Annotated in this window: 10 protein-coding genes; 2 read left to right on the top strand and 8 right to left on the bottom strand. The window is 48.1% G+C overall.

Annotation, left to right across the window (positions count from 1 at the left end; all coding sequences use genetic code 11):
• Positions 1 to 430 precede the first annotated feature (430 nt).
• The 8 genes from NG795_RS21585 to NG795_RS21550 all read right to left on the bottom strand — a co-directional run bounded on the left by NG795_RS21585 (position 431) and on the right by NG795_RS21550 (position 11,536).
• Positions 431 to 2,890 carry a CHASE2 domain-containing protein gene (locus NG795_RS21585; RefSeq protein WP_367290700.1) on the bottom strand — a complete coding sequence of 820 codons (2,460 nt, stop codon included), beginning with the start codon at positions 2,888 to 2,890 and terminating at the stop codon, positions 431 to 433.
• A gap of 420 nt (positions 2,891 to 3,310) precedes the next feature.
• Complete coding sequence (locus NG795_RS21580; protein WP_367290699.1) at positions 3,311 to 4,084, bottom strand: DUF928 domain-containing protein; 774 nt, start codon at positions 4,082 to 4,084, stop codon at positions 3,311 to 3,313.
• Between the two features lie 471 nt (positions 4,085 to 4,555).
• The gene (locus NG795_RS21575) at positions 4,556 to 7,309 is read right to left on the bottom strand and encodes a CHAT domain-containing protein (protein WP_367290698.1); all 2,754 of its coding nucleotides are present in this window, start codon (positions 7,307 to 7,309) and stop codon (positions 4,556 to 4,558) included.
• Between the two features lie 388 nt (positions 7,310 to 7,697).
• Positions 7,698 to 8,366 (bottom strand): Uma2 family endonuclease, encoded by a 669-nt coding sequence (locus NG795_RS21570; RefSeq protein ID WP_367290697.1) that lies wholly within the window; start codon positions 8,364 to 8,366, stop codon positions 7,698 to 7,700.
• 332 nt (positions 8,367 to 8,698) lie between these two features.
• Positions 8,699 to 8,908, bottom strand: a complete 210-nt coding sequence (locus tag NG795_RS21565; protein ID WP_261201186.1) for a hypothetical protein — start codon at positions 8,906 to 8,908, stop codon at positions 8,699 to 8,701.
• A gap of 163 nt (positions 8,909 to 9,071) precedes the next feature.
• Positions 9,072 to 10,508, bottom strand: coding sequence for an O-antigen ligase family protein (locus NG795_RS21560; RefSeq protein WP_367290696.1), 1,437 nt, complete (start codon positions 10,506 to 10,508; stop codon positions 9,072 to 9,074).
• A gap of 16 nt (positions 10,509 to 10,524) precedes the next feature.
• Positions 10,525 to 10,716, bottom strand: a complete 192-nt coding sequence (locus tag NG795_RS21555; RefSeq protein WP_367290695.1) for a hypothetical protein — start codon at positions 10,714 to 10,716, stop codon at positions 10,525 to 10,527.
• Positions 10,694 to 11,536, bottom strand: a complete 843-nt coding sequence (locus tag NG795_RS21550; protein WP_367290694.1) for a YaaW family protein — start codon at positions 11,534 to 11,536, stop codon at positions 10,694 to 10,696. Before NG795_RS21550 ends, NG795_RS21555 begins: the two co-directional genes overlap by 23 nt.
• A gap of 217 nt (positions 11,537 to 11,753) precedes the next feature.
• On the opposite strand from NG795_RS21550, the gene NG795_RS21545 reads away from it, so the two are divergent.
• Both NG795_RS21545 and NG795_RS21540 read left to right on the top strand, forming a co-directional pair.
• Positions 11,754 to 12,959, top strand: coding sequence for an NAD(P)/FAD-dependent oxidoreductase (locus tag NG795_RS21545; protein ID WP_367290693.1), 1,206 nt, complete (start codon positions 11,754 to 11,756; stop codon positions 12,957 to 12,959).
• 493 nt (positions 12,960 to 13,452) lie between these two features.
• Positions 13,453 to 18,804, top strand: a complete 5,352-nt coding sequence (locus NG795_RS21540; RefSeq protein ID WP_367290692.1) for a SpoIIE family protein phosphatase — start codon at positions 13,453 to 13,455, stop codon at positions 18,802 to 18,804.
• Positions 18,805 to 19,206 lie beyond the last annotated feature (402 nt).

Here is a 19,206-nt window from a genome sequence, read left to right as displayed (position 1 = left end):
CTCTTCATGTTCGTAGTAACGACTTCAGTCGTTATCTTCAAAATTTATATGCGATTATATAGCAGTTCACGCAGTTATAAGGTACATTTTTTTGGGGAGTGCGAGGATCTTGCTCGCTCTTGACAAGAAAGAGCGAGCAAGATCCTCGCACTCCTCTCAATATCTGTACCATAAGAGTGGGGGAACCGTTATAGCAGTCCTAAATGATTGCTAACAAAGGTAGGGAGGAAGATGTAAGTGCTGACAACCTTTAATAGAACGACTGAAGTCGTTACTACGAACAATTAAGAACGACTGAAGTCGTTACTACGAACAATTAAGAACGACTGAAGTCGTTACTATGAACAATTAAGAACGACTGAAGTCGTTACTACGAACAATTAAGAACGACTGAAGTCGTTACTATGAACAGTTCAAAATAATTGATTAATTAGTGGGACTGAGTGCGTTCTAAATAGATCTGGGCAACTTTATCTTCTGGGTTGATTCGGAGACATTTTTGAAAGAAGCGGGCGGCTTCGGGATAGGAACCTTTATTGTAAAACTGGATGGCTTCTTCAAAGATGCTTTTGGTGATTAATTTGCCCTCGCGGATGGCGGGGGGGTCGGCATCAAAGACTTCATAGACGGAGACAATTTCGGATTTGCCTTTGACTTGAACGCGATCGATATGTCTGATATTATAAGAATTCGGGTCTTTCAAGCTACAAAAGGTGCGATCGCCTATTAACAAGGCTACCCCATAATTTTTAGTCAAGCCTTCAATCCGGGAGGCTAAATTGACTGCATCACTAATCACCGTACTATCCATCCGTTTCTGTCCACCAACGGTGCCCAGCATTAAGGACCCTGTATTAATCCCGATGCCGATATGAATCGGCAGATAACCGCTTTGTTCCCGTCCTTGATTGTATTCGGCGAGTTGGTTTAACATGGTAATTCCGGCTTTGACGGCATCATCGGCGCTGCCGCTAAATAAGGCCATAATCGCATCCCCAATATATTTATCAATAAAGCCATTGTTGTCCGCAATAGCCGGTTCCATACTGGAGAGATAAGAGTTAATAAATTTAAAATTATCTTCCGGGGTCATGCCTTCGGAAAGGGTGGTAAAATCGCGAATATCCGAAAATAAAATGGACATTTCCATTTCGACGGCTTCCCCGAGTTTGACTTCGACAATGCTTTCATAGCCTAAAAAATAGAGAAACTCATGGGGAACAAAGCGCCCGTAGGCATCGGTGAGTTCTAATTCCGCATCAAGGGCATCTTCTAGGTTTTGATTGAGTTCAAAGAGTTCTTTGGTAAAGCGTTCTCGTTCGGCTTCGACTTGTTTGCGATCGGTAATATCTTGAAAGGCAGCCATTGCGTAGGAAATATTGCCATTATCATCATAAATCGGGGTTCCCCAGGCTTCGATGGGGATGGTGGCATCAGGGCGGTGAATTTCCATATCATCGGCAGTGGTGCGATCGCCATGAAGTGCGCGCACGATGGGTAAGCGTTCCGAGGGATAGGGCCGATCGCTCCCCACAAAATAGATTTGATAAACATCAGATAACCGCTGAGTTGGTGCGTTCGTTACGGGTCCTTTACCTAATAATTCTTTGGCTTTTTGATTGGTATAATAGGGTTTACCCTTGGCATCAAGAACGGCAATGGCTACGGGCATAGCTTCTAAAAACTGGGTCAATTGACTTTGGCTATCGCGCTGGAGTCCCCGGCTATAATATCCGGCAATGGTGATCGCTGAAGTGGTTAAAGCAACGATGGGAGAGACGATGGGAATCCACCAACTATTTAAAAAAGCAACATAACCCCCAATTAAAAGTCCCAGATTCCCCAATCCTAGCCAGACGGCAAAAATTGCCCATCGCCCGCTTGAATTGTTTTTGAAAATTCGAGCTTGGAGCAAGGAATAGGAGACGGTGGCCCCAAATAGGGAGTTGAAGATGACCCAGAACCATTCCGCAGAATCCCGCCAAACTTGAATAAAGGGGCGACCATCGAGGGCGGCGCTTAAAATTTGGGCGATCGCATTGGCATGAATCACCACTCCAGGCATTCGGTTCAGACTATTGCCATAGGCACTGTAGGGGGTCAAAAATAGGTCATTCAGACTCTCAGCGGTCACCCCGACTAACACCACCCGATCGCGGATTAAATCCGGGGAAATGCGATCGGTCAAAATATCAGTCATGGAAATTGTTTTAAAATTCTTTTCTCTCCCCTTATAGTTCAGAAAAATTTGATACCCCCCCGTATCTGCCCGGACATATCCCCCTTCATTTCCTTCTAGGGGGATAAACCGGGCTTGACCCAATTGTAAGTGGGAACTATTGGGGTCTACCGCCTCTAAAGCCTTCCCTTCTGCTTCCAAATACATTAAACTTATCCGGGCGGATAAACTTAATTTAGTCTCATCATCATCGGTAACCACCGAGAGTAAACTGCGACGAACTTTACCATCGGGATCCAAGACCAAATCCGCCATTGCCACCTGGCCAAGGTCTTCTAAAATCCGAGGAGGTTTGACTCGATTGCCCACCACTTTTTCTATCCCAATTAAATTCGGGGTAGATTCAAAAACCTGTTCTAATCTTTCCGACCCCGGTTCTACGCGAAAATTCCGATATAAATCAATCCCAATGACCCGGGGTTCATAAGCGCTAACTTTTTCTAATAATTGGGCTAAAACCGCATCGGGCATTGGCCATTGACCGACTTTTGTAAGATCGTTCTCATCAATGGTGACGATGACAATTCGAGGGTCCGTGGGTTCAGAGGGACGGTAACGAAAAAATAGGTCTAACGTGGCCCACTCTAACAGTTGAAAAAGACCCGCTGAGTTGGCAGAAATCACGATCGCAGCAACAGTTGGGGCAGTCATCAAGACGCCACGCCATTTCCAAACTTGCTTTCTGAGCTTTAGCCACATCTTTTATCGATACCCAGAAAGGACCACAGAATCTAGGTTTATCCCAAATTTTAGAAGAATTCCTGGGGTTTGTGGAGAAAAGCAACACCAATTGACCACAGCCCATCCAGTTTAAAGAGATACCGATGATGAGCTCAACGTGATGGGTTCAGTTCCCGGCTGCTACCGAGGAAAAACCTCTGCTTGCCCAAAAATAGCGTTATCCCCCATCCGGTCGTAAAAAGTCGGTTTTCTTTACTCTATGAGCCTGTCAAAGCGGACGGGATCGGAAAAGCCGGGAAGAATATTTCCCGGCTTGATGAAATGGCAACGGTTGAGCGGACATGGGAGTAAAAGGAGTCCTGAACAGGATTGAACCCTCAAGGACCCCATTTAAGGCTGTGCAATGGGTTTGGTGGCAATGGACTCTAATCCAACTGAGGCTAATAAGCCCATCCAACTCTCTAGGATTGTCGGGTCATTGGGACTGGACTGCCGAAGCTGGACTAAGGTGGTCATCATGTCATACCAAATCCCGGCGTTTCCGTACTGCTGCGCGAGTTCCAGGGTGGGATCAGCCTGCTGGGAACCGAGGGTTAGGGAGTTGGCTTCCACACGGCGAATGTCTCCCTGGACACCGGGACTATCGGGTTTGAGTCCGGTTTCATCAATGAGGATAAAGGTCCAGCTATAGGTTTGGCCGATTTCTAAAGGTGGTGCATCATCGGGTAAGGCGATCGCCATGACTGCACCTTCGCCTTCAGGTACCGGGATACTGGTTTGGTAGTGATGCTGATTATTTTCATCTTTGAGGGCGAAAAATAGCTCCCTCGCTGAGGTTTTAGGAACATAAACGTAAAACGTCGGGCGATCGGCTACGGTCAACCCCTGATATGCTTCTGGGGAGAGTGGTGTGACGCACCCACTAGACAACTGTGGTTCTTGCACACAGGAATTTCCATCCCGGGAAGCACCCCCTGCGGTATTGCGAGGTTGCCCCTTGCCGGGGGGATTGAAAGTGACTTGAGCGATCGCCCCGGTTTGTAGCCGTTGAGCATCGCTGCTGGACTGAGCCTGCGCTGGATTAAAAATTCCTCCCACCCATGCCACATTTAAGGATAGGGTGAACAAGAGGGTTAGAGGTACATTAGTCTGTTGCCTTGCCATATTACAGTTACCCCTCTAGGATAATGTGCCGCTTTATTCCACTTTACTCTATAGTTTGAGTCTCTTTCAACTCAAATCTTATAGTTTTTATAAAGTTTTCTTACAACTTCAATTGAGATTCTGCATTGCTATCATTGATTCCAGGGTTTCCATCCCCCAATCCGGATGATTTTTCTTTCCTGATGACATTTTCCGCGACCGAGTGGTCAGGATTATTTTGTCTTAATTGAGTCGTAAATTATCCGTTCACAGCGGACAAATACCCCGATTAATTTTCCAAACCCCTGCATTCTTTGCCAATCCAGTTGCTGTAATTGCCAGTTATAGATTCCGTTGCGCTTAAAGGACCAGAACATTCACCGATCCGAGCATCTTGCTCCCTAATTAGCCTCATGGGAGAAAAATGCTCCTTCTACAGACCCAGAATGGTACAAGTCCGAGGAACCTCGAATTTCCTCGAATTTCTCAAATTTAAAGCCAATTTCCGACCAAAATAAACGGGGCCCAGTAAAACGGATGTTGGTACTGAGGTTGCTGCAATAAAGCGACTTGAGCGCGACGGAGGGCCTCAGCCTTGTTCATCTGACCGAGGGAAAATTCCCGATAAAAATCAGCCATCAACTGTGAGGTAGACTCGTCTTTGACGGACCACAAGGTAGCTAAAGTCGATCGCGCACCCGATCGCACCGCCACCCCTGCTAAACCCAAAGCCGCCCGTTTGTCCCCGGTTGCGGTTTGACAGGCACTAAACACCAGCAACTCAATCGGGGGAATCTCGGACTGGGTGACCCCCCAACGACCCGTTTCTCGCGATCGCAAAATTTCCTGGAGTTGGTTGACATTCACTTTCTGATCATAAGTGAGAATAAAGGTGTTCTCAGGATTGGAACTAAACTGGCCGTGGGTGGCCAAATGGACCACCGGAAAAGAACTCTGTTGAATCTCCTGCTTGAGCGCATCCGCAGTAAACTCTTGATTTAAAATCATCTGCGCTGGGAGATGAGAGCTAATCTCCTCCAGTTCACGAGCAACCCCAGGCAGGGCACTAAATCCCTGACGCGCTTCGGTCAATCCCACAGTTAAGGCCCGGAGTTGGTTCTGGCCGATCGCCTGGGGTGCCAGCAACTGCAATCCGGGGGTGAGGGCAATGTTATAGGTTTCCACCAGATACCGTTCTCCATCATAGAGCGCGGCCATCGGCAGATTTCGCAACAGGCCATCAAGCACAAACACCAGAGTCTGCATTTGAGCCTCGGCTAAACTCGCTTCTGCCGGTCGAATCAGCCAGTCATACACCTGTTCCGATAACCGCAATCGCTCCTGATCCGAGAAAAAAGGATTCAAAGCAGCAAGTAACCGTTCCAGGGTGCGTTCCACCTCACTCTGGGGTAGCTCGGTGGCATAATGACGCAGGGGTTCTCCCGGGATGGAGAGAATCACCTCCAGGCGATCGGGTAAAATAATCGGATAAATCGCCGCAGCGTGAGCATCCACCTGGTCAATTTGCACCGGGGGGATATCTAAACAGGCTTGGCGAAAAAAGTTTTCTAATTCAGCCAGTTGCAAGGCTTCGAGGGTTTCCCGGGCTTGTTTGAGCTGGTCTTGAGTGGGATTGCCACTCAACAGTAAACTGACCAATTCCCGGTAGATGGGTTCAACCCGTTCTTGAAAGGAAAATTGTACCTCTTGGCCGATCGCCACTAAATCTCGGCGCAGGAGAGACAAACTGCGAACCGCTTCGCTATAGGCAGCGATCGCACTTTCCGTCTCCCCGGTTTCCTTTAAAATCCGTCCCAGTTGCCATTGCCAGCGCGCCGCAATCTCTTTGGCATTAATACTGATGGCGATCGCCAGCGCTTGCTGGGTCAATGTTTGGGCATCAGAAAATTGCCCGATGCGTTTGTACAAATGCCCTAACTCCCCAATAGCGTAGGATTGCGATCGAAGATCTTGCAGCGCATTCGCCTCTTGAACTGCCGTTGCCAGGATTTGGGCAATTTCTGGCGCACTCAGGGTTGAATTAGCTTCTCCATTTGCCGATAACCCCTCTAGCATTTTCAGGGCCGAAAACGCGAAATTCACCCGAGCATAGACCCCAGAACGACTGGGAGGGAGGGTTGCCAGTTGCTCGGTGATGGGGTTTAAGAGCGATCGGGCAGTTTCCCACTGTTGAGTTTCGACAGATAAACTGAGTTGATTGAGTAGAGCATCCAGTTTAGTGAGTGGTGCAATCGCCATTGCTGCCGCTTCCCGATAGTAGGTGAGAGATTGGTCCGAATCCTGTAAGGCGCGGGCGGTATTGCCCAAACTCAACAGGGTGGTACTGATTTCCCCGAGAGAGCGCAAATTTCGGGCAATGGCTAAACTTTGTGATAACACCCGTTGCGCTTCGGGTAAATCTCCGACGACTTGTAAGGCGTTGCCGAGATTTTGTAAGCCGGTGATTTTCAGATTTGAATCCGGTTGGGAGAGCAGTTGTTGCTTCACCTGCTCTAATAACTGTCGCGATCGCCGGTACAATCCTAAGGTTTGCATCCCTTGAGCTTGGTTAATTTGACTGCCCAAAACCCCAATGAGGTCTCCTTGGGCTTGATACAAGGATTCGGCTTGTTTCCAACTATCGAGGGCAGATTCGGGTTCTCCCCGGGCCAATTGTAGACTGCCTTTGCTGTTCAAGGCTTGGGCGCGAATCCGTTGGGCGACTGAATTGGCGGATCGGTGAGAGGGAGTTCCTAGGGAATCGAGGAGGGATAAACTCTCTTGCATCGCCCCTTCTGCGCGGTCCCACTCTCCTAACGCTTGATAGGCGAGGGTGAGATAGTTGAGACAGAGGGATTGATTGAGGCGATCGCCCCCCTGTTGATACCCCTCGGCAGCGCGGTTCCAAACCCTGACTGCTTCTGCAAACCGTCCCCCCTGATAAAGCTCCCGTCCCTGATTGAGGAGAGTCTCCCGTTGCTCCTCCACCGACTGAACAGGGAGTTGGGACAATGGGTGGCGATCGCCTGAATTTTCCTGGACGGGAGTAAATGTGAGGAGTTGTGAGGGGAGAGGACGCAGACCCGAGGCGATCGCCGGTACCACCCCGGTGACGAATCCCAACGCCATCACAAAAGCTAGACCCCTCAGCAGCAGTCGGTATCCCCTCCGGGTAAAAATACGGGATTGCCAGTGGTTACAGCGCGATCGCGATCGGGTGATTAGTTGGGTCAACATTCCTTTCATAGACTGGGTACTAAATATCAAACTGCCATTGGATCAGAGATCTTGCACCATTCTCAACACCTATAGGGGGATCAATCCCCCGCCTCATAGCTAAAGTCGGATAAATCTGAGATCTTGCACCATTCTTAACAACCGGGGGGGGTTGAACCTTTTAGTCTGTAGAGGCGCTTTTATAAGCGCCTCTACGGCGGGGGATAAATCCCCCGCCTAATAGCTAAAGTCGGTTGAAACCGACTATAAGTCTTATCGGGTGGTTTTTTTAGTCGTCTTTAGACGACTTTAGCTATTAGGCGGGGGATTTATCCCCCGCCGGGTGTTGCCTTTAGCTGTTGTTAGGCTGCCAACGTTTCAACCCCCTCCGGTTGTTGCAACTGTTACACCTGTTCGGCTATTCCATCAAGGAATTTTCATAAATTTCTGTTAGGGATAAGGTTAATCCCAGGGATTGCAAATGCAGGTCTTCTTTGGGATTTAAAAGAGTTTTTTCCCAGTGTCCTTCTGCGGTTTTGCGATAAATTTCAATCCCTATTGGGTCTTGATGAACAAGGACATATTCCTGGAAACTGGGTAAGGTTTGATAGGCGAAAAACTTTTCCTGACGGTCCGTACCTAGGCTATTACCCGAGAGAATTTCTATAATTAAGCGCGGTTGAGTTTTATACTGGGGATGGCGGTCTTCCGGTTCACAAATGACCATAACATCGGGGTAATAGGCAACATCTACCGATGGAATCCAGAGTTTCATTTCCGCAGTAAATACTTGGCAGTTTGTATCTCGCAGCCTGTCGTAGAGTCCGGATCCGATATTGATAGCAATGCGATCGTGTTGGGGACTGAGGGTTTCAATTTCAAAGAGTTGACCGGCGATATAGTCATGGCGAACGGGACTGGTTTTCTCCAATTCAAGATAGTCCGAAAAGGCCAAGGTTGTGAGTTCGTCGTCCATTTGAGCTGTGCAATTTGAGGGGTTGACTGTATTGTAGCGGTTTGTTGCCAAGAGGAGGCGATCGCCTTGTTCACCCCATTTGTGACAAGTCCAAACAAACTCCGCCAGCAACCCGGTTTCTGGTCCCCTAGTCCGTTTCTGAAACGGGGTTTCTCATCCCCATCTGTGACAAGCCTTGTCCCAATTGAAACTTGTATCCACCGAGTTTTAGACTGAGACAGTATCTTGACTTATCAATTTAGGGCAAGTGAGGGAAAAGTTCCCAGAAGAGGGTTCCCTAATGTAAAGAAATCATAACAATTATGGCAAAGTTGGGTTTGCGGATTCTCCTAAATATAGCGAAGGGAAAAAAGGCAGAGAATGACGCGAATGAAGCGAAATAACCTAACCATTGTATCCAGGGTTACAGTTAAGATTGAATTAATCACTACTGGGGATAGAAATTAATCAATCATTTGCAGCCAACCGCGCCGGACTGCATAGACTAGGCGATCGATGAGGGTAATTTCTTCATCACTGAGGTCCTGTTCTAAAAGGGCAACTTTGATAAATTGCCGATCGCGTTGGGTAATCCGTCCGACGGAATAAATATGAGAAAAAACATCGGTTACGGTCAGGTTCGGGAACTGGTAAATCGCATCTATGATCATCATCAGAATTTTTGTAAGCTTCAAATTTTTTATGAGCATCTGAAGCTACCATAAACGCGATCGTCCTGATTCAACCACCGCAGATCTATAGAAATCGAGTCTCCGTAATTTCTCGGATATTCGGATCCGTGGATTCTCGTATTTCCCACGGCAGAGGTAAAATAACTTAATAAACCGCCGATCGCCGGGAGTCTGCTACCCCATAAATTGCAGCGAGGATCAACCATCCCAAAATGTTCACCCGAGAGTCAAACAGGGTGACATCGAAGAGGTGAAATAAGGTACAACTGGCAAAGGTAACAAGGTAGGTGAAAAAAATTAGGCGATCATTGGTCATCACTCCCGGGACAGAGGCAGTCCCCTCGACATTACCCTCTACAGGCAGATCGGACCAATGCTTTAAGGTTAAGATCCCTTTTGCCAGGACCCAAGCGACTAACCCGGACAATAAAAGCATCCCGGGAATTCCGGTTTCTGCACTCAGCATTAAAAACAAGTTGTGGGGATGACCCATCCAGACTTGGGTTTGAGCTTCGTAGAGTTCGGTAAAGCTTCGCAATCCCCACCCGGTGATCGGGCGAGTCTGAGTCAAATCCCAGGCAAATTGCCATTGAGTCTTGCGGAGGGTTGCCACGGGGCGATCGGGATATAACTGGTCCGTGATGCGCATCCAAAAATAAGCCGGAACGATCGCCTGCAAACCTTGGCGCAGGGGGTGAGGACCAAAAGCCGACCCCAACACAGCAGACAGGGCACCGATAACGAACAGTAGCAGCCAACGCCATCCCAGGTACAGGATAAACCCCAACCCCGCCATCGAGGCGATCGCCCAACCGTTGCGGGAATTGGTCAACACCAAGGCGATCGCATTCACCAGTAACGCCAGGGTCAAAAACACCAAACCCCACCCCACTTTTCCTTCCTCTCCCGTTACCGAGAGGTCAATGGTTTTCACCACCCGGGGATCGCGGGGATCGCGGATTTTTTCCGGTTTTTTCGGCTGTTGTTTCAGGGTTCGCCATGCCTGAAAGGTCTCACACCACAGTCCCAATCCCAGAATAAAGGTCATTAAAAAATAACTGGCCAAAACGTTGGCATATTCAAACACTGACGCCATCCGTCCCGGAGGTGCGCCAGTGGCATCCAACCGCCAATCTAAAATTAATCCTAATTTGACGGGTCCCGCCCATCCCCAAAAGAGTTGACCCCAGCCAATCACAGCGATCGGGACTGAGGTGGCGATCGCAATCCAAGCCATTCGCCGCATCTGTGCAGGGGTCTGGATGAGGAGGCTAAAGGTGACGAATAAGGCAAAGAAGGGCAGAAAATTAAATAATCCCAGGAAGGCAGAGAGGCGATCGGGTGCAAACAGGGTTGTTAAGACTAACCACAGGGCCAGGACCGCAAATCCTTGGTTGAGCGATCGCCCGTGAATTTCCCGGTATCGTTCTTTCCAGGTGCCAAACAGGGCGAACAACAAACCCATCCCACCCAGTAACGGACTCATGGGTAATAAAAACAGTCCCACTTGGGCGCTATTCCACCAAAGTTGTAACCGGCGATCGGGATGGCAAATGGTCCGCAGGGGTAAGGATTTGGTCATTGGCAGAGTGCAGGATTTAAGGATGAAGGATGAAGGATGAAGGATGAAGTGGCAAGGATGAGGGAAATAAGGAACGCGGGATAACGACTGAAGTCGCTACTACAAACATCGGATAACGACCATCTTCCCCATCTCCCCAATCTTTCCAATCTCCCCCATCTTCCCCATCTCCCAGCAACCACTCATTAAGCAAATTCCCAACAGTCACTGCGGGTTAACCGAATTTGGGCCAAGGTAAAAATGGTAGGGATGATGCGTCCATAGTTGGTAGCAATGGTCCGCCAGCCTAAATCCGCGAAGAACCAGCCCCAGAGGACGGGTCCGAGTAAGGCTAAGGCACTGCGGGCGGCCCCATAGCGGGCGACGGAGAGGGCCATTCCGCGTTTGGCAGTTTGGGCGGTGAGGTAGGTTTGAACTTGACCGGCTGCCACTGCGCCCCCGCGAACGATCGCGGTTTGGGCGACTTGATAGCGGGCAAAATGGAGGGCAAACTGATGGGCAATATGTTTCAGGACGATCGGCTTAACGACGGAAGTAAAGGCTACGGCACTACCCCCTTTGAAGAGTAAGCCAAGGGGGTCTTTTTGGACCGACAGGGGCAGGGGTTTGGGAATGGTTGCCGATGCCAGCGATCGCTGGACCCTTACCGTCAAGGCGTTTTGTTCGGATGCCGGGAGTTGTCGCCATGCTTTGCCCAATAAGCACAGAAACACCTCGGCTTCTAAATCCGTGGTGGAGAGGGCTTGAGAATAGGGAATTTTTAAATAGCGGCAAACTTGGATGAGGGTTTGTCGGTAGGTGACTTTGCGGGTTTTTCCTCTTAAAACGGTTAACCCATCGGCGGCGAGATAGCGAAATCTCTCTTCGATCGCATCTAGCCAGAAATCGCGATCGCGACTTTGGATATCGATCGGTTCTGGAGTTTGTAGGTAATCAATCGGATTAAAGCGACGACGGAACAAGATGTCCGTGATTTGCTGTAATTCCTCTTCTGTGGCTAACTCTAGCGCTGCTCTCAGTTCGTCCAAGGTTGGCTTCCTCCCCTGTGCTTGTCTTGTAAACCCTGCGGTTTCGACCGATTGGCCATCTTGATGTTGGCGATTGATCCGCCCACTCAAGGGCCAGAAATATTTACCGTCTGTTCCTGCCTGTTGAGTTGACCGATTGCTGTTAGCTTACTCGAAACCGTCCCAATTCCGGTAGATTAGTCAAACCCCTTTTTTTACACCCGATGAGGACAAACCGATGAGCGATCGCATCGTTGAATTTGATATTGCCGTGATCGGTGCGGGGATCGCGGGATTGACCTGTGCCCAACAGTTGCGGTGTCTGGGTCGTTCTGTTGTCGTCCTCGAAAAATCTCGCGGCGTGGGCGGACGAGTCGCTACCCGTAGATTATATGATACCCAGGCTGATTTTGGCGCACCGTTTTTAGATCCCCGGGGAATGCTTTCTCAACAGTTGGTGCAGGTCCTGTCTCGGGCGGGAATTGTGGTCCCTTGGACCGATACGGTTTATCAGCTAGAACCCACACCCGATCGGGTGGGACTATCCGGACAAAGCCTCCCTACGCAGGCTACTAGCGAAAACAGTTCTTTGACAAGTGGATGGGGTATGAATCCCGCTGTAACCCTTTCTGCTCCTTATTATGTGGCCCCAGCGGGGATCAATGCGGTGGGCAAGTTTTTGGCGCGTCAGCTAGAGATTTGGCGTTGCCGTCGCGTCCAAACGGTTAGCCCCACGGACCAGGAGTATTGGCATTTGGAGTTAGAAGGGATGGGAGAGGTTGCGGATGCTGCTGTCCCTCTGGCAGTTCGGGCAAAAGCCCTGGTGATGGCGATTCCGGCCCCCCAAGCGGTGATGCTGTTAGAGTCGGGGGATCCGGGTTTGCCTCGTCCGTTCCTCGATCGCCTCAAGGCGGTGGAGTTTGATCCCTGCATTAGTGTGATGGCGGGGTATCCGGCATCAAAACAACGAGAGTTAGTCCAGGCAGAATATCGGGGGCGATCTCTACTCTTTCCACCAGAGAGTCCCTTGCGGGGACTGTTTTGGCAGAGTAGCAAGGGTTCAGGGGCGACTCAACCTGTGTTTGTGTTGCACAGTAGCGCCCAGTTTGCCGAACAATATTTAGACGCCACGGACGTAGAAGCAGTGGGGAGAGAATTGTGCGATCGGTTGGGGGAATCGGTGTTTCCTTGGTTGAAGGAGCCAGAATGGATGCAGGTCCATCGTTGGCGCTATGGGTTTTGTCGGCGTCCCTTAACCGAAGCGTTATTGACGGCGACGACACCTTTACCGATGGTTTGTGCGGGAGATTGGTGTGGCGATCGGCAAATTGAAACTGCATTGCAATCCGGTTTAGCTGCTGCCGAATGGGTGAGCGATCGCCTAGGGGGAGGCCCGATGCCACCTTTGGCGAGTTTATGGGAGGCGATCGCGCAGGAGAAATAACCGGCTTAATTTGAATTCAGAACTTCAATAATCATCTGTAAAACACAAGAGACGAACCCTCTATATAGAATGGCTCTCGGTGCTCGTTTGTAGGGTAAATTCCTCAAATTTTGTAAAGTTCTAGTATCTGTCCCTGACTTGACATGGATTTAGCTCAATTGTAACTTGGAGCCGAGTTAAAGGAACTCTCTTGATCGCTGAGTTCACTGGTGCCTATTATCCTATGGGAGTTGAGTGGGCGATCGCGCTCCTTTAATGGTTCAGTTTGGATAACAGCTTTGTGGGGTCGAAGTTTTCCCGTAAGGATAGGACCCTCACTTGGCTAGAATAGGAGTAATCGAAAAACCCTACCCCGGGACGTTCCCGAACCGAGTCAGTGAGCAGGCGATCGCTGCTCGTTGTCTCTGGGGAAAAACTGTTATTCTATTTGTAGCTCTCAGGCATCTTAACTTCCATTGCGAAACCCCTCAAACTAACTTGACCAGGAAAAACTATGCTCTCTTTTGCGGGTTATGAAATCTTAGAAGAACTTCATGAAAGTAATCAAACGATTGTTTGTCGAGGCCGCAAGGAAGGCCAAAAGCAGACGGAAATTCTCAAATTCTTAAAAAATGAATATCCGACCCCAACAGAAATTGCTAAATTCCGACATCAATATGAAATTGTCAAGCCGTTAAATATCCCAGGGATTGTTAAAGCTTTCAGCCTCAAAAACTGGGGTAGAGGTCTAGTTTTAACGATGGAAGATGCCGGCCCTTTCTCTGTAGAGCAACTGCTTTCTACTCAAAGTCTGGACTTAGAAAACTTTTTTAAAATCGCGATTCCCGTTACGACCAGTTTAGGAGAACTCCATCAACAATCCATTATTCATTTGGATATTAAACCCCAAAATATTGTGGTCAATCTCGACCCCTTCCGAGTGACCCTGATAGATTTTGGCATTTCTACTCGTCTGGAACGCTCCCACCAAACCTTGAGTAATCCGAATTTACTCGAAGGCACTCTGGCCTATATGTCCCCGGAACAAACCGGGCGGATGAATCGTTCCATTGACTACCGCACGGACTTTTATTCTCTGGGGGCGACCTTTTATCAAATGCTCACGGGGGAACTCCCATTTCCCACAACGGACCCGTTAGAAATGGTTCATGCTCATATTGCTAAACAACCGATTCTCGCCCATCAAATTAATCCAAATATTCCTCCGGTGGTGAGTGCCATTGTCATGAAATTGCTCTCCAAAACAGCGGAAGAACGGTATCAAAGCGCCTATGGGTTAATTTACGATTTAGAGAAATGCTGGAGAGAATGGCAAGAAACCGGCGAAATTGAGTGGTTTACCCCAGGGGAACAGGATGCCTCGGATAAATTCCAAATCTCCCAGAAACTTTACGGCAGAGTAGGGGAAATTGAGGCTTTAATGGCGGCATTTGGACGAGTCAGCGGAACCGCCAAAAATGCAGAATTTTCAAAGCCTAATTCACCGGGAATTGAACTGATGTTAGTGTCAGGGTTTTCCGGGATTGGCAAATCGGTGATTGTTCAAGAAATTCACAAACCCATCGCCCAACAACGGGGCTATTTTATCTCGGGAAAATTTGACCAATTCAACCGGGATATCCCTTATCAATCCCTGATTCAAGCCTTCCAAAATCTGATTCGGCAAATATTAACAGAAACCCCGGAACGATTGGCGCGTTGGCAACAGCGGATTATGGAGGCGTTAGGAACGGAAGGGCAGGTGATCACCGATGTAATTCCGGAATTAGAGTTGCTGATTGGGGAACAGTCTCCAGTTCCTGAACTGCCACCCACGGAAACCCAAAACCGATTTAATTTACTATTTCAAAAGTTTATAGCCGTTTTTGCCCAAAAAGAACATACCCTCGTGCTGTTTTTGGATGATTTGCAGTGGGTGGATTTGGCTTCGTTGAAGCTGATTCAACGCTTGGCAACCGCTTCGGAAAGTCAGGCTTTACTGATGATTGGGGCCTATCGGGATAATGAAGTGGATGCGGCTCATCCGTTAATCTCGGCGATCGAGGAAATGGAGGAACAAGGTGCAGTGATTAATCGGATCGAACTGCAACCGCTACAGCTAGAAGATATTAATCAATTGATTGCCGATACGCTACGTTGTTCAGTGACGACCAGTCAACCTCTGGCGAAGTTAATTGCTCAAAAAACTCAAGGCAATCCATTTTTTATCAACCAGTTACTTAAGTCGCTTTATGACAGCAATCTGTTAACATTTGAGTTTTCCCAAGGGGAAGGCCGGGGTGCTTGGTCTTGGGAAATGGACCAAATTCAAGCCGTGGGGATGACGGATAATGTGGTTGAATTAATGACCCAAAAGATTCAGAAACTGGCCCCCAAAGTTCAGGAAAGTTTGAAGATCGCCGCTTCTATTGGGAATAGTTTTGATTTGAAAACTTTGGCGGTGGTCCGGGAACAGTCTCAAATTGCAGTCGCCCGGGATATGTGGCCTGCTGTGCGAGAAGGATTTATTTTTTCTAGTAAGAATTATAGCTTTTTACCAGAAAGTAGTGAAGAAACTGCTGCGTCTTTAGAAGATAGCTATTTCAGTATAGAATATAAGTTCTTACATGACCGCGTTCAACAGGCGGCGTACTCTTTAATTCCTGAATCAGAACGGTCTAATACTCACTTACAGATTGGCCAGTTAATTCTCAGTCACACGGGTTCTGAGGAGTTGGAGTCTAAAATTTTTGATATTGTTACCCATTTGAATGCGGGTCGGGAGTCGATTTTTGACCCTAATTTAAAATTAGAAGTCGCTCGCTTGAATAGTTTAGCAGGGAAAAAAGCGAAAGCGTCTACGGCCTACGAAGCGGCGGTCAAGCATTTGGCGATCGCCCGGTCTTTGTTACCCGAAACTGCTTGGGATACGGCTTACAAACTCACCTTCACCCTGTATCGTGAACTGGCGGAATGTGAGTATTTAGCGGGGAATTTCCAGGAGGCGGATCAGCTATTTACTATCCTATTAGAGCGAGTTTTTGATAAATTTGACCGAGCGGAAATTTATAACCTGATTGTGCTGCTGACGATTACCCAGGAGCGATTTCAGGAATCGGTGCAAGCCGGATTAGCGGGGATGAAACTAATGGGGTTAGATGTGCCAGAAACCGAGGAGGAATTGCAAGAGGCGATCGGGCTACAAATGCAGGAAGTACAAGCCAATTTGAGCGAAGTTAATATTGCTGAACTCCTGCACCGACCCCCGATGGAAGACCCGGAAAAACAGGTTTGCATGACCCTCTTAGCCAACTTCTGGGGGGCTTCATTTGGCGGGGGGTACATCAATTATAATGTCTGGTGTGTGTTAAGCATGACCCGACTTTCCTTAACTTTTGGCAATGCGGAAACTTCGGCGTTTGCTTACTCGGCTTATGGGTTGATGCTGGCACTGCAAAACCACTATAAAACCGGGTATGAATTTGGAGAAGTTGCCTTAAAACTACTGGACAAATCCAAGACTCCTATTTTTGGGGGTAAGGTGATTAATTTGTTTTGTAATGCCGTCAATCCTTACCGGAAACCCTTTACCACTAATCTGGCCCTATATGACCGCTCTTACTTCATTTGCCGGTCCGTAGGGGATGTGATCTATGGGGTATGGGCTTTATTTTTGAGACTTTGGACCCGCTTAGAAATGGGGGATAGTCTGCCAGAAATCGCGAAAGAAGCGGAGAAATCTCTGATTACGATTCGCCAGACCAATTATCAAAGTATGGTCTACGCTGGCCTGAATTTGCAGCAGGTCATCAAGCAGTTTCAGGGGATTGAGAACGAGTTTGATGAAGCGGAAGGATTGCGGTTGTGGCGCGAGGGCAATTTAATCAGTGGGGTGAACTGGTACTATTATTTAAAAACCCAGGTTTTATATACCTTTGAACGCTATGAGGAAGCCCTCGCCATCTGTCAGGAAGCCGACCCCCTATTTCCGGCTAACTTTGGGTTTTTTCCCCAAACAAAACATCCGTTTTATTATGGTTTGGTGTTAGCAGCGGTTTATCCTACGGCATCGGAAACCGAACAGAAACAGTATTGGGCTTTTCTGGAAAACCAGCAGCAAAAACTCCAAATTTGGGCGGAAAACTGCCCGGAGAATTATCAGGATAAGTTCTTGTTACTGTCGGCAGAAATGGCGCGAATTTCCGGTAAAGAACTGGAAGCGATGGAACTTTATCGGCAGGCGATCGCCCAGGCAAAAGAATCAGGATTTACTCAAGATGAAGCCCTCGCGAATGAACTAGCCGCACAGTTTTATTTCCGCAAAGGATGGGATGAAATCGGCAAGGTTTATATTCGAGAAGCCGCTTATAATTACCAAAAATGGGGCGCAGATGCCAAGGTTCAACAGTTAGAAACTAAATATCCTCAAGTTTTACGCAGGGCGAGTCCATCCGGTTCACCGATTAATTCATTCCAAACCGTTAACTCCTCCACGGGAAGCAGTCGTGGTAGTTCCCTGGATTTGTTTACGGTGATGAAAGCTTCGGAAGCATTTTCTAGCGAAATTATCCTCAGCAAAATGCTGGAAAAATTAATTCAAATTCTCCAAGAAAATGCCGGTGCATCTAAAGCCTTTTTAATTTTACAAACCGAAGACCGATTAACCGTTGAAGCAGCGGTAATTTCCGGTGAAGAAAGGATAGTTTTGCAATCGATTCCCGTAGAAGAATGCGAGGACATTTCCTCCGCAATTGTTAATTATGTGGCCAAAACTCAGTCCGATGTGGTGTTAAATAATGCGACAAGGGAAGGACTGTTTACCCAAGACCCCTATATTCTTAAACATCAACCGAAATCAGTGCTTTGTACCACGATTCGCCATCAAGGGAAACTGACAGGAATTCTCTATTTTGAAAATAACTTAACCACTGATGCCTTTACAGGCGATCGCCTAGAAGTCCTACAAGTCTTAGCCTCACAAGCGGCTATTTCCCTAGAAAATGCTTTGCTATACCGCACCCTGGAACAGAAAGTCGAGGAACGGACCGCTGAATTGGCGCAAGCGAATGCGGAAATTACTATTCTGAATGAGCGCCTAAAAGCCGATAATGTTCGCATGGCAGCAGAATTAGATGTCACCCGTCGCCTGCAACAAATGATTTTACCGAAACAGGCGGAACTTAATGCGATTTCTGGGTTAGATATTGCTGGATTTATGGAACCTGCCGAAGAAGTCGGGGGCGATTATTATGATGTGCTGCAATATCAGGACCGGGTGAAAATTGGCATCGGGGATGTGACGGGACATGGGTTAGAAAGTGGGGTGTTGATGATTATGGCTCAAACCGTTGTCCGTAGTTTATTGGAAGGGAATTTTACCAATCCCCAGGCATTTTTAGATGTTCTGAATCGCACAGTTTATCATAATGCTCAACGGATGAATTGTGATAAAACGATGACTTTAGCCCTGTTGGATTATGCTGAGGGGGTTTTGCAAATCAGCGGACAACATGAAGAAGTTTTGGTGGTGCGCTCTTCGGGAAAAGTAGAACGAATTGACACCATCGATTTAGGATTTCCCATTGCAATGGTGGAAGACATGGCGGAGTTTGTCTCCACCGCCCGCATCGAGTTAAATCCAGGGGATGTAGTCTTGCTTTATACCGATGGAATTACGGAAGCGTTTAATCTGGATAAGCAAGAATATGGATTAGAACGGTTGATTAAGGTGGCGCAGCAAAACTGCCAAAAATCCGCGCAGGAAATCCAAGAGGCGGTGATTTCTGATGTGAAGGGATATATCGGTCAACAAAAAGTTTATGATGATATCACCTTACTGGTGCTCAAGCAGAAGGCAGGGGATTGAGCCGGATTAGGGGAGATGTTTGCCTGAAGTGCTGTAGTTTTTTTCCGGGAGTTCAGAAACCGGGTTTCTCAAAGAAATTGCTACTTTCTTGCCCAAATTTTGGTCAGAAACCCGGTTTCTCGTCCTTTACTGGATGTCAGAAACGTTAGGCAGGTTTGGCTCCAGAGTAAACTTGCTTCAGATGCACCCCTGCTCTTTGGGCTGTTGGTCTCATTTTGTGGGTCGGTTGCCTTCGGGGTCAGTTTGAGTGTTCATCGCCGGAGTAAGTTGCGCGATCGCCTCAATTGCTGCGGCTTCTCCTCGGGGTGGTTACTCTTGGTAAAGTTCTAATTTCTGCCCCTGACTTGACATGGGTTTAGCTCAATTGTAACTTGGATATAAGTTAAAGAAACTCTCTTGAAC

It is taken from the genome of Laspinema palackyanum D2c, assembly GCF_025370875.1.
Lineage (GTDB): Bacteria > Cyanobacteriota > Cyanobacteriia > Cyanobacteriales > Laspinemataceae > Laspinema > Laspinema palackyanum.
This window is presented reverse-complemented; position numbering and strand designations above follow the sequence as displayed.